This window comes from Mesorhizobium sp. M0018 (genome assembly GCF_040323955.1).
GTDB lineage: Bacteria > Pseudomonadota > Alphaproteobacteria > Rhizobiales > Rhizobiaceae > Mesorhizobium.
In genome coordinates, this window is sequence record NZ_JAMYVL010000049.1 from 1 (window position 1) to 13071 (window position 13071).

8 protein-coding genes are annotated in these 13071 nt (G+C 58.4%); 4 read left to right on the forward strand and 4 right to left on the reverse strand.

Annotation, left to right across the window (positions count from 1 at the left end):
• Window positions 1-448: 448 nt before the first annotated feature.
• From NKJ81_RS31595 to NKJ81_RS31610, 4 genes are all read right to left on the reverse strand, one after another.
• Window positions 449-3751: a metallophosphoesterase gene (locus NKJ81_RS31595; RefSeq protein ID WP_352542866.1), complete on the reverse strand. Its 3303-nt coding sequence runs from the start codon at window positions 3749-3751 to the stop codon at window positions 449-451.
• 437 nt (window positions 3752-4188) lie between these two features.
• Window positions 4189-5895 carry a patatin-like phospholipase domain-containing protein gene (locus NKJ81_RS31600; RefSeq protein WP_352542867.1) on the reverse strand — a complete coding sequence of 569 codons (1707 nt, stop codon included), beginning with the start codon at window positions 5893-5895 and terminating at the stop codon, window positions 4189-4191.
• A 12-nt stretch (window positions 5896-5907) separates the two neighbouring features.
• Window positions 5908-6882, reverse strand: a complete 975-nt coding sequence (locus NKJ81_RS31605; protein WP_352542868.1) for an HNH endonuclease family protein — start codon at window positions 6880-6882, stop codon at window positions 5908-5910.
• Complete coding sequence (locus NKJ81_RS31610; RefSeq protein ID WP_352542869.1) at window positions 6882-8855, reverse strand: AAA family ATPase; 1974 nt, start codon at window positions 8853-8855, stop codon at window positions 6882-6884. Before NKJ81_RS31610 ends, NKJ81_RS31605 begins: the two co-directional genes overlap by 1 nt.
• A 606-nt stretch (window positions 8856-9461) precedes the next feature.
• Here NKJ81_RS31610 and NKJ81_RS31615 point away from each other — a divergent pair.
• Genes NKJ81_RS31615 through hxsA form a run of 4 tightly spaced genes read left to right on the forward strand, consistent with a single transcriptional unit; the run spans window position 9462 to window position 12773 of the window.
• Window positions 9462-9731 carry a hypothetical protein gene (locus NKJ81_RS31615; protein WP_352492332.1) on the forward strand — a complete coding sequence of 90 codons (270 nt, stop codon included), beginning with the start codon at window positions 9462-9464 and terminating at the stop codon, window positions 9729-9731.
• Window positions 9728-11137, forward strand: coding sequence for a His-Xaa-Ser system radical SAM maturase HxsB (hxsB, locus tag NKJ81_RS31620; RefSeq protein ID WP_352492333.1), 1410 nt, complete (start codon window positions 9728-9730; stop codon window positions 11135-11137). The genes NKJ81_RS31615 and hxsB overlap by 4 nt, the downstream gene beginning before the upstream one ends.
• Window positions 11134-12234: a His-Xaa-Ser system radical SAM maturase HxsC gene (hxsC, locus tag NKJ81_RS31625; protein ID WP_352542870.1), complete on the forward strand. Its 1101-nt coding sequence runs from the start codon at window positions 11134-11136 to the stop codon at window positions 12232-12234. The genes hxsB and hxsC overlap by 4 nt, the downstream gene beginning before the upstream one ends.
• The gene (hxsA, locus tag NKJ81_RS31630) at window positions 12231-12773 is read left to right on the forward strand and encodes a His-Xaa-Ser repeat protein HxsA (protein ID WP_352492335.1); all 543 of its coding nucleotides are present in this window, start codon (window positions 12231-12233) and stop codon (window positions 12771-12773) included. Before hxsC ends, hxsA begins: the two co-directional genes overlap by 4 nt.
• Window positions 12774-13071 lie beyond the last annotated feature (298 nt).

The following is a 13071-nucleotide window of genomic DNA, read 5'->3' on the forward strand; positions in this document are numbered from 1 at the left end:
ACCGGTCGTCCCCGCCGCGCATGCCTCGTTCTCCGAATCTCTCCGGAGACACTGAATCACGGCTCACTGCCTCGCTGCGAGCCACTTTTTCAACAGCCTGCTAAGGGTCCGTACAATCAACGGCATGCGTATGGAAGCTTTGCGGATGAGAATTGAAATTAATTGTTCCACGCCGCGGATGTCCGGTCGGGGGGCCGTTTGCGGACTGGCAGCTTGGCGCACAGTATTGTTTGGAAGCGGACCTTCAGGGTCCGTGAAAGCGTGAAAGCACCGATGAGATCGAAGAATCCTACAGGTCCTCCGACTCTGAATAACGTGGCCATTTACACCCGATGCTCCGCCACTGCGGAGATGGCAGGCCTTCGGGAGCATCTTGGCTTGAGCATGCCAGCGTCTTCCGACTTCCGTCACCGTTATCAGCTTGAACAGCGCGATCTGGACGGAGCTATTATCCGGTTAACGCCCCTGAGGTAAGTGTAGTCGCGTGTACGCGGGCCTTGAAGTAACCGCCGTCCCGATTTTCGGGGATGATCGTTGCGTCCGCCTGAGCGATCTTCGAGAGCGAAGCAATATATCGCTCCTCGTTCGGCGCGATGCCTCTGATCCGCCAAATAAAGGAGCTGTGCCGGAAGAGGGCGAACAGGTTCGGGATTTCCCCCCGTTGCGCGAAACTCCGCCAAAGCGCCCTGTGGCACCGATCGAAGAGGGCAGGGATCCGCTGTATGAAGAGATATTGATATGCGGCAATCAACCGAGAGTGATCCGCGTTCTGCAGCGGCTCATCGGCGAATATATGTTCCGCCAAATCCACGGCCGCCCTGGCCTCGTTGTAAACGTCGTCAGTGTCGTTGTTGGCGCTCACGACGCCATTGAGATACCGACGCGCCTCCTCTGGATCGTCGCTTTCCCGAGCTAGTGTGATAGCTAGATTGTTCGCTGCGGTGTAGGATTTTTTGTTTCGCGCCTCGCGTTCCAGGGCGACGAGTTTGGACCGCCGTGCCGAACTATCTGGTTCCGACTGGATGATGATGGCTCGTGCTTGCAGCTTGTATGACGTTGTCTTCGTTGCCTTGAGCAGCTTTTGCGCAACATCCTTGGCCCTCTCGTCGCCGTTGCCTTCATATGCCAGTGCGAGGTTCATCAGCAGGGACTCGCGGTCCGATCGTTCGAACAATGACGGATCAAGGCTCTCCATGATTTCGATCGATCTCGGCCGCTCGCCTAACATTCGTAGCGCCTTGCCGAAGTTCAATCTTACCCGGTTGACCATGTCTTCCGCGACGTCGTTCGGTGCCGTGTGAAGGAATGCCGAGCAGAAGCCGGCTGCGCCGTAGTAGTGCGATCCCGAGAGCAGGGCGTCACAGTAAGCGGCTGCAAGGTGCATGAGCGCGCCGATCTCCTCGGTGTTCTCCTCCTGTATCCCAGTCTTCAGCAGCCGCAATAGGATGGCGGACGCATTCGCGATCTCATGGTGAGAACACTTCGGGCTGGAATACTTCCGTTCCGGAGCCCAGCTGGTCGAACCAGCGCGCCAGTTCGAGCCGAAGTATAGCTCCGCAGCGCGCCTGTTGTGCTGGTTAAGCAGGTCACTGGACATTTGACCCCTCACGACATCCCGCACCGTTCGGGGGACGGACAGTATCCGCCGAGTCTCCACATGGCTCTGTTGCTCGAACCCGGGAAGCGTCGAAGTAATGATTAACGCGCGCTGCATAAGCTCAGTGGCGTTATCCGGGTAGAATCCGTGCACGCCGTTGAACCGCTTGATGTGCTCAAACTGGGCACCATGGGGAAATGTAGCTAATGCTTGAAGCATCTGCAGAGCACGCTGCAGGGTAGGATGGGTGGTACTCCCCAGTTCCTCAATGGCGCGTAGCAGCGCCTGCGAACCGGTCGCCGCTTCTTTGTCGGCTCCTTCTTCTTGGCTGGCGACCAGTTCCGAAAGCGTTACCACCTTCAACGCTTTCAGGGCACGATCCACCCGGTCGGGAACCCCGCCGGTTATGGACAGAAGCTGACCGACCACGTCAGGGACCGCCAAGTTCTCGCCACCGTCGGTGTGCCGATAGATGTAAGCCTTCAGGTCCGCCTCGTCCAAAGCTCCGATCTGGACCTTATCGAACTGGTCGTTCGCGGGATTTGACCTGGTCCGCAGCAGAATGACCAATGACGGGCAGTAATCCAGCACGGCCTGCGCCAGGTTTTCCAGGCCCAGTTCGCGTGGCAGCGTTCCCTGCGGCCGCTCGCCCAAAGTAATATCGTCGAAAAGGAGCACGGCCTCTCCGACGAGCGCTACTTCCTCCGAAAGCTGTTGAATTTTGAACCCGAGCTTGGCCTCGATCTCCTGGTCGAGATCGTCACCGCTAACCGGAACTTCGCTAAGGTCCAGCCGGTAGACAGGCCGCGCCGCCATCGACCGAGTTCCGAGGACTGACGACACGAACTCGTCGGAACTCAGTCCCCAGTCGGCGACGATCCAGAGGCACCGTTTGTCGAGGGCCCGGCCGGCGGCATCCTGTTCGATCTTTCTGACGGAAGCGTGCGGGCCAGACGGCAGCAAATGATGCCGAAATCGGTCTAGGACGCCCTGCGATCCGGTCGGAGCCGTCGCAACGAACGCTTGCGGCTCTGCGCTGACAGGCACACTGCTGATTAAAGGTGTCACGGTAGCGCTTATCGACTTGGTGACGGACTTATCCGGCAGCGGCGTGGTCGTGCTGACATTGTCCGACAGGACGAACTCGTGGTTCGGAGTTATTTTACTCTGTCCCGCCTTCGAAACCATGTGGGTCCGAGGCCAAATCCTGAGCTGACGACCTTTGGCTGTGACCGACAATTCGCCGGCGCTGTAGCCATGTATACGCTTTGACAATCCGCCCGCCAGGTGCTCAAGGCCGAAGAGCGAGGGAGACTGGAAGATCGTGATCGGCGACGAGCCCATGGTCGATAGGCTGCTGGAGAGCGGTTCGTGCATATGGCCGAAGAGATGGAGGTCGAACCGGCCGGGCGGTGCGATCTCCGTCTTCCATGTGGCCAAGTTGTCGGGACCGAGCCACTCGACGGGATGGTGGGTAATGAGCAGGTTGAAGTCGTTAGACCTGCACCAGCTTTCCGCCTCAGGCAGCATCGTCGATAGCTGCAAGTGGTCGACGTGAAGATCACCGGCCTTGGTGTCTTTCGTGAGTTGAAGCCAGGTAGAGTTCAGGCCGACGATACCAACCTGCTTTCCCGTGATGTTGAGGCGTCCTACCTGATCGCCGGGCAGGAACCCGCTAGCGGCCTCGAGAACGGGTATGCCCGCATTGGGAAGGCTTTCATACCATGACTGATAGTTTCCGAGTGAATTCCTGATCGTCTCCCGATACGGGCCTGACGGCTCATTCAGGAATTCTCCTCTCACCGTTTCTTTGTTCTGCCAATCTCGCAGCAGCATGGCGGGCATATGATTTTCCGCAGGCCGGACGAGATCGTGGTTGCCGGGAACGGCGATGAATTTCGGGAAACATCCCAGATCCGCGAGCTTGCTATAGAGTTCGGTCAGTGCACCGGTGGCGCCGAGGAATTCGTCGACGGCGCCCTTTTGAACGATGTCGCCGGAAAAGATCACCAAGTCCCATGGGCCAGACTGATCAAACAGCAACGGAAGATCATCATAGAGATGGTGCTTGAGGTTAGACCAAAGAGGCGCCTGGCCTTTCATACCGAAGTGCAGGTCGGAGAAGTGTAGCCAGCGGAACGACAATTCAGACATAGATCACTTTCGGAAGGGCATGGTTCGCAATCATAAGCATAGTTTCGAAAAAGTAACCATGTCCGACCTCGGCTAAGGGATCATTCGTAGGGCCTCCATCGCCCCTACGCGAACTGTGGTCGTGCCTGAAGGTATGAGCAGCCTACGGCTATCATCCTGGAGTGGAAGTGCTTGCGACACTAGCCCGGTCTGTGTCCGCTGCTCCAAAATGTGACGTGCTTGATATCCGTCAAAGCGGTCAGCTTTTTGGGCGAAGACCAAGCTCACCTCAACGGCCGACTTTGAGGCGCATTGCAGTCCGACCGCACTGAGGCTCAAAGGCTCAAACGGGGCCGTTTCCAGACCGTCCGCTTCTGTTCGGGTTTGACGATTAGCTGCAGTCTGGCTTGCCTCTAGAACGCTGATGACATGGTTGCCGCGCGTTGCAATCGTCGCGGTCAATAATCCATCCTGGCAACCGAGCGGATCCGGCTTCGGCTCTTCGGCATGCGTTCATCGAAACTATCGAGCGGTTGTAGCGCCTGGAACCCCTTCCCGAGCGCGGCGATGGCCTCGGCTCGCTCTCGCAAGGTCTGTCGCTCGTCTGGTTTGAGATCTTTGTAGGATGACGGTTCGTAGTCGGTTGCGATCTCTGCGTATCCAAGCGAGCCCGGCTCGGGTGCTTCAGCGTAGGCGTCCGCAAATTGCCGCAGCATCTCGTCAAGCGCGCGGACTTCGACCAGATAGCGACGCCACTTGTGTTCGTTGAGTTCGAAATCGCTGTTGATCAGGTCGCCGGCACGTTCGCCGAAGCCGGTAAGCTGGTCGATGCGTTCGGGCGGCATGTCCAGATTGAGGCCGCCTTCCTCAGGCTTGAGGTTGACCGTCGCGATCCGTTCGCGATAGCCGGCGAGAATGGACTGGAGGGAATCCTGCCAATCCTTGGCGCTGTCAAAGAGGGCGAACACGAAGGCGATCAATCCGGAAAATCCTCGGGTCGGAAGGAGTTGTCCCTGTCCTGCCTTTGTCGGGAGGAATACCCGGGTTTCCTTGGTGTTTTCCGGCTTCTCCCGCCGATGGTCATATTCCCCGAGCGAGATGCCAAAGGTCGGGCGCGACGGCAGGAAGCGGTCGAAGAAATGCACCGGAAAATTCGACGACAGTCCACCATCGGAGAACATGCAACGCACCAACCTGTCCTGTTCGGGAACGCCGACCAGCGTATAGTCGATCCTGTAGAGCGGGACCGCCGATATCAACGCCGGGAAGCTGAGGCTCATGCGTGCGAGGACAACGAGCGGAAGATTGTCAATCTTGAACGGATAGAGGTCGCTTGATCCCTCTTTTGGCGTCGTCAGCATCGCGTCGACGACACGGGCCGGAAAAAGAGACCGGAAGTCCCGCTCGGAAAAGTAATGAAGATTGTTCTCCATCGGCAGCACGTAGGGACGATGCGAGGTGATGTCGGTGGTCACGGTCTGCACCCTGATCTCGCGGGATTGAAGGTCCTTGACCCCGAGCGGCTCGGCGGTGGCCGGACGCCCTGCGACGAGATCGATTGTATCGGCCAGCCACTCGGTCAGGGCGGGATGGCCGGCGGGCATGTAAGGTTGGCTCATTCCGTTGCAGAGGCCGTAATCGGCCTCCGGAAGCCTGCGGGCGACATCGCGGGCCGCGACAAAACTCGCCGTGGCGGCGGGCAGGAGAACGAGCAGGAATGGGAACAGCAGGACAGCGAGGATCGCCGCCGAAGTCGAATGCCAAGTGAACGGGATCAGGAAGGCAACAATGATGGCGGGGATGGCACCCAGAATTGCTGGCACTGGGTAGCCTTTCAAAAGTGCGAAGACTGTGCCCGCGATACTTTTCGACATCGCCGCCAGTATCAGATTGAAGACCGGACGAAGCTCCGGGCGGGGCTGGAATTTCTCCAAGAGCGTCGCCGACAACTGCTTTGGAAGCGCCTCGATCTTCTCAAATCCGCCGTCCGCGCGACCGTATTCGGCGGCGGCAGTGACCACCGCCGCAATCGCGCCGGCCGACGTACCGCCGATATTGCGGAAGCGATACTTGCGCGAAAGTTTCACGACGGCCTTCGGGTAGACAACCCCACTTGTGATCCCGCCCTTCATGACGAGGTCGCAGCTCAGTTCAGGCGCGCTCATGTCCCATCTACCTCAGTTGATTTCAAGCGTGTTCGACCAAGCCTTCACGAGGCTCGAATAGGGTTGGTCCGGCTCCGCCATCGCGCGGATTTCGTCGAGGATTTGGTTGACCAGCAGGTCGAGCCGCGCGCCCATCGTCTTGGTCTGCTGATCGAGGCTGGCAAGCAGCGTCTCCGAAATCTTGCCGATCTCGTCGATCAACCGGCTCAGGAAATCGAGCTTGCGCAGGACCCGTGTTCGCTCCTGAACCAATCCGAGCCGGTTCAGGCCGTAGACATGGATCGATGTCAGGCCACGCCTGGAAGGGACGTTGTCTTTGAACGTCGGAAGGACGAGGCCGAGAGGGTCGCCGCGGTCGATGTGAAACACCAAGTGCTCTTCCGGATCGTCAACGCAGGGGTTGATCAGGTCGGGCTGCTCGTCGATTCCGGGAAAGTCCGCCATCGCCCTGGCTGCACCGGCGATCGGAAACAGATCCTGCTTGCCAAGCGATGCCTTGGCCCCTTGCATCTCGGGCGCCGACAGCAGTTGCACGAGGCTTACCGGGAATTTCGGCAAATCCTGCCAACGCCGGCGATTGCAATCAATGCAGCTCGGCAGCAGGTTGTCCCATACCATGGCGAGCCACCAGTAGCCGGGATGATTGGCAACGCCGGCGATGCGTCCCTTCGGCCGGTAATGTTCGACATCGGCCGGTGCCTGGTTGGCATATCGGCTTTCGCAATAGGCACATTTGCCGAAGAACAGCTTGTCGAGCGCGTATTTGACCGCTTCGTCGGAATAGGCGCTAAAATCGAACGTCTTTTCCTTCTTCGTCTTCTTTGCTTTCGTGGCTGGAGCCAGCGCGCCGGCGGCTGCTCCCGCAGCTTCAGCCTTTGCCTTCGCCTCGAAGAAGATCTTCGCCTTCGCCAGTTCCTTGCCGCCGCGGCTCTTGTCGCCGACAAGGACAGCCGGCGCTGAAACCAGGGCCCGATCGACGCGCCGCATCAGATGCCCTCCAGGACGGCCAGGATCCGCCTTTTCGTTTCGCCGCGCAGGTCCTCGCGTGGCTTGCCGGCAAGGTTGCGCCGGTTGACAAGGTAGTCCGCAACGGCCTCCTGCACGAGCCGGGCAGCCTCGCTCATGCCGACCGGAAGGGCGTCCACCACCTGCCTACGTATCGCGTCCATCGCAGCCCTAACGGCCTGGTCCGGCACACTTTCGGCCTTCGCGAGATAGTCGCCAAGACGGGCGAGGCTTGCATCCGTCTCGGGATCGTCGGTGGAAAAAAGGCTGAACAGGTCCGAGGTCAGGAGCTGCTCGATGGTCAGCGCCGACACCTTCGGCAACTGCGTCAGGCTGTCGACCATGATCGGGATCTGGCCACTGCCACGCTGCCTTGCGACCTTGCTCAGCACCACCACCTCCCCGTCCCGCATTCCCCTGAGGCACAATGGATCATGGGTCGTGACGATGAAGGTCATTGACGGCAAGGCGGTGCGCAGGCCCTTCATGATGTGGATCTTCCAGCGCGGGTGGAGATGGGCCTCCACCTCGTCGATCAGCACGATCCCCTCCGCCGAGGTCAGCGTCGTGAAGCTCGGATTGATGTCGCGATCCATGAGCCATCGCATGATGTCGCAGGACAATGCGAGAATGGTGCGGAAGCCCGACGAGACGTTCGAGAGCGGGGTCCTGCTCTTCTTGCCGGACGCATCGATCTGCATTTCGACGAAGCATCGGCCCTTGGCCTCGTCGCGATAGATGACGTCGATCTCTTCGGCAGCCCCGAAGATCACGCCTAGCGCCTGGACGACGGCCCGGTACTCGGTCGGTGTCAGGCCGAGAAGCCATTGCTCCGGATTGCTGAGCAGGCTGTCGGTATGAAACAGGCTGAGCACCGGTCGCGACGGTTTCCAGTCATGCAGGTCGCGCACATAATGACGGTAGGCGCCGTAGCCGAAGACCAGGGGCAACCGGTTCTCGCCGATCTGAGAATAGCCCTTGGCGCTGACCGTGAGTGTCGAGACCTGTCCATTGTCGAATTGAAGCCGGACCTTGGCCGTTGGCTTCTGCGGCAGATCTTCGGCGCCCATGAAGCTGGGGTTGAGCCTCAGGCTACCCGGATCCTCCACAAGGTCGGGGCGTGCGTCGGCGCCCATGAGGTTAAGTGCGATCGCCTCCAGGATGGAGCTCTTGCCAGCAGCGTTTTCGCCTAGGATCAACAGTGCCTGCGCTATGCGTTCGGTCGGGTCTGGTGCAGCAGGCATCTTAATCGACAGCGTTTCGATCGCCTTGAAGTTCGTCAGCCGGATTTCCTGCAGGCGAGGTCGTGCTCCAGCGATGTCGGCTTCCTCGACGATATTCGCAGACGCGGTGATCGCTGCGATCTCTGCGTCGCCAGCATCGGTCTGACGCCTCAGCATCCGCCAGAGGCCGACGAATTCATTGGTGTCGTTCGGTCCATCGCCTTCGAGTGTTGCGTAGTCGTCGAAGGCCTGCTTTCGCCTGGTTCTCAATCGCGTCCGATTGAGCCGGAAATGCTTGATCGTCTCCTCACCCTGCGGGCTTGCGGCTTCCAGCGATCCGTCGTCGCGCGGGACGAGATGGCGGGTAATGTCGTTGAGACAGGGATCGACCAGGAGCGGTGTCTCGTCGAGCTCTAGGTCCGGCCACGTCCCATCGCCATTCTCGACGAACCCGGCGTATTCTTCCGGCGTCGGGATGTGCGCCCTTTGTCCTTTGACCGGGAAGTACGTGGTTCGCTTCGGCCTGCAGTCCCCGCAGATCGCATAGAGGTTGATCCAGGCATCCGACAGCCAGCCGTAATAAAGATGGGCATCGCGCGCCCGGCCGTCCTCCTCGCTGCCGACAGTTGGCTCGGCATCGTTCATTGGCCTGAAACGGTGTAGGAACATGCTTTTCGAAGCCTGCTCGCAGAAAGCGCATTTCCCAAGGAACATGTGCGAGAGATCACGCATGATCTCCCGTGACTCGAACTGCATAATCGGAACGCGGGTCTGTTCGCGCTTCAAGGGATCGAGCTGCAGATACCGAAAAAAAGATTGCCGCCTTCCGCTCGCAAGGGAGTCCCCGAGGGCTGCTGGCGGACTTGGTGCCCGCATGACGTAACGCATGATCTCCCCCAAGTCGTTGATGTCGGCACGTCAAGTTTCAGTTGAGTCGACAAGGCGATTGGTCCGAGGTCGGCGCAATCGTACCCTGTAATCTAAATGATAATGTAAAGAGTGCGAGAAACATGCAATCATAAAGTTTAATTCGAAGAACTTCTGTCCTGACAAGCTTCGCACACCCGAGCAAAATCTTCGCTTTCAGCAGAAGAAGAGGGCCGACGCTAACGTCCGGCTTGAACCGCACCGGCGCCGCAAGTTATTCGGGCCGAACATCCGCTTTTGGGCAAAGGCAAGGCTTGCTTAAGCCATCGGGATGAGGCGCAAAACTGCCGTCCGTTCAGCAACAAGCCCAACCATCAGTGATATCGGCCGTCACTGAAAAATCGAAGTTGAACTGCACAATTCCCATACTCCAGTTTTGGGTATAGTTTGTTGGGACGGAGGACTTGGTACGTGGGGGCGGCGCGCATTCTGGGACAGGTTACAATCGAGATTCCGCAGGACTTTCAGCGTTTTGCGGAAGGCGCATTAATTCGACTACAAGTCCAATATCCGTCGCTGCGGTTTTCGGCCTCGGGTCAGGGCGTAGCGGTAGAAGAGCTTCCGCCGGACAGGCTGGACGATTTGCGAAAGAACGTCCTTCACGCCATTTATCGTGAGAAGATCTACTCGGAAACGCTTCCGCTGCGACAAGCGTTGATCCGGGCGGTCACCGCCAGATGACCGTATGGCCGCTCAAATTCAGAGATCGCCCGGATGGAACGCTGCTGTTTAGCGACGACGCCGGTGGGTTCTTTCTCGGTAGCGACGAGTTTCTAGGGAGATACGCACGCGATGCGCTCTCAGCCGACGACCAGAGATTTCTTCGTGGCAATGGACATACGTTTGAACGCGAAGGCGATCCTGATTGGACATCCTTTGCCTATCGTTGGGCTGGCAGGCAATCGAAGCAGCAAGAGCTCTCGTATCTCATTCTCGTCCCGACTTTGCGTTGCAATCTGACTTGCAGCTATTGCCAGGTTTCCCGGGCCCCTGAGGCCGCGCGGGGCTTCGACTGGTCCAATGAAACATTGAGCGCGGCCCTCGACTTCATCGGCAATTTGAAAGGTCCTGATATGAAGCTCGAGTTTCAGGGCGGGGAGCCTTTGCTTCGCGTTGATCTGCTCGAGCAGATCAGAGCTTTCACCCGCTCAAGATTTCCGCGCAGCCAGTTTGTCGTTTGCACCAACCTCCAGCGCATGGGCGAGATGGAGTGGGCCTTTCTTGATCAGCCGGACACATTCGTTAGCACGTCACTGGATGGGAACCACGAGACACACACCCGGCAGCGGACTGGCGACAGTCTGGCGACCGATACATTCCTCGGAAATTTGGCTGAAGCTGTCAGGCGCCTCGGCCCCGGCAAGGTTTCCGCCCTGCCAACCATCGACGTCGAGTGCCCGCCGAATTTCGAGGATCTCGTCGGCAACTTCGAGCGCCATGGCATACAGTCGATATATCTCCGTCCGATAAACCACCAAGGCTTTGCGCGCCGACGCAAGAGCGATCCAAATGCGATCGCTCGATGGAATGCGCTCCATTCAGGTTTCATCGATTATCTCATCGAACGCAATCATCGCACCGGCCGATACGTTGAAGAGTACTATTTCAGTCAGTGCCTACGGAGATTCTTGAGATCAGGGACAGACGATCACGTCGATCTTCGCAATCCGAATTTCTTCGCGTCCGACTATATCGTCGTCGATCACGATGGGCAGCTGTACCCGACGGACGAGGCCAGGATGCTGTCGCGCATCGGGCGCGTCGACCTCGCGATCGGAACAGTGGCCGATGGCATCGATCAGCAGAAGGTGCAACTGCTCAATGGCGCATCGATCAACAATTTCGATGCCGACTGCATTCACTGTGTCTATCAGCCTTTCTGCGGCACAGACGTTGTCGACGATTTGTCGCGCGACGGCCGTGTCGATCTCATTCGCATCGAGACGTGGTTCTGCAGGCGGCATATTTCTCTGTTCGACAAAGTCGTAGAAGTGATGACGCGCCGCGACGAGGCAGCTCGGCAATCTGTCGCCAAATGGGCCAGAGTTCCGTCCTGGGGGGATCACATGGTTCCGGTCCACACATGATCCCGCTTCGCCTCAAAATCGAGACAGAAGCGATCGATCCCTATGTGGTTCGGCTCCGCTCCTTTGAGGGCGTTGCCCACGACACGCCAGGGCTCAGCTCGTTCGATGCAGTGCTGGGCAACGCGACCCGCGAAAGCGCAGAGTTCTATGGCGAAGACAGATCACTTCGTGTCTTCGGAATCGACCCGAGCGACGTAAATGGCGACGTGCTGTTTGTTGTGCCTCGACGGGGCACCGCACACCGTCTCATCCGAGCAAACTCCCGTCACAACACACTGCTGGTCACCGAACGATGCGACCAGCTTTGCCTGATGTGTTCGCAGCCGCCGAAACAGCAGCATGTAGACATGTTCCCGTTTTTCGAGACGGCAGTCCTGCTCTCGCCAGAAAACGCAACGATCGGGCTATCTGGCGGAGAGCCGACGCTGTTCAAATCGGAACTGCTCGAATTCCTGCAACGAATGTTGTCGGCGCGGCCCGACGTTGATTTCCACGTCCTAACCAACGCTCAACACTTTGACCGCGATGACGTGACGAAGCTAGGCAAGCTAGACCTGAATCGGATCCTTTGGGGCGTTCCTGTCTACTCGAGCAATCCTGAAATTCATGACCGGATCGTGGAAAAGCCGGGCGCGTTCGGCCAGGTCAGAGAAGGCCTGTCGGTCCTTGGCCACGCCGGCGCGAAAATCGAATTGCGTACGGTGCTGATGAAGCCGAATGCAGCTGGTATGACTGATCTGGCCAGGTTTGTGACGACATCGCTGCCGTTCGTCGACAAATGGGCAATCATGCAACTCGAAAATATCGGCTACGGCAGGCAGAACTGGCACTCGTTGTTTTTCGACAGCTCCAAGGGTTTCGACGCGGTTGGCAACGCGCTCGATTTCGCCATCAGCCGTGGGATCGACGCGATGCTGTACAATTTTCCGTTGTGCACTCTTCCGCCCGACTACAGAACATTGGCTCCGTCGACGATTTCCGATTGGAAGCGATCCTACGTTTCGGAGTGCGCTGGTTGCGGACTACGCGACGACTGCGGCGGCTTCTTCGAATGGCACCCGAAAGCGCATGGATATGAAAGGTTAGGCCTCACGTGAAAAAGCGGCTCTTTACCATTCCGTCGTTGCTGGCAGCCGGCTTCATGCCAATCGAGAGCACCGCAATGCCGATTGCTCCATTCAATGATGGAGGCAAGTCGAAATCGTTGTTCGACATTTTCAAGCTGGATCACAAATTCACATTGGCCGGGCATAGTTCGCATTCGAGCCACAGCTCCCACAGCAGCCATCGATCCTCTACGGGAGGCGGCACCTACTACCCACCGGCCGCACCCGTCTATCAGGCTCCGGCACCAGTGTATCAAGCGCCCTCGCCAACCTACCAGGCGCCGACTGCCACTGCGCCGGCTGCAGCACCTCTGGTTGTGCTTCCCGGGAACGCTGCCAAATTCAAGGAGATCGTCCTGCAAGTTCAGTTCGCCATGCTGTCGTTCGGCTACTACAATGGCGAATTGGATGGAAAAATGAGCCCTGCGATGCGGGCCGGCCTCCTGAAAATGCAAGCGGATTACAATCTCAAGGTGACAGGCACCATTACGCCGGAGACGCTGAACGCCTTGCGCATTACAGCGGATTAATTTGACCTAAATGACACCGGTGAACAAACAGCGGTCACTGCCCCCCTGCACCCTCAATTTTCCCCTCACCAAATTCCGAGAATGCCGGGTTTTAGTAACGGCGAGACTGATCTCGGCCAACACAAGCGGCAACCGCAACGTCAGTTCCAACAAGTCCGCTTTTGGCAGGCGGTCAAGTCGAAAGGAATGACCGAGATTGCTGAAGGGTTTCGGGTGCCGTCAGGCGTACGAAAGTCTCTGATGCAGGAACCCGCGGGCCGCAGGCGGTGAGCTATGGGGATTTGTGTTTCGGGGTGTG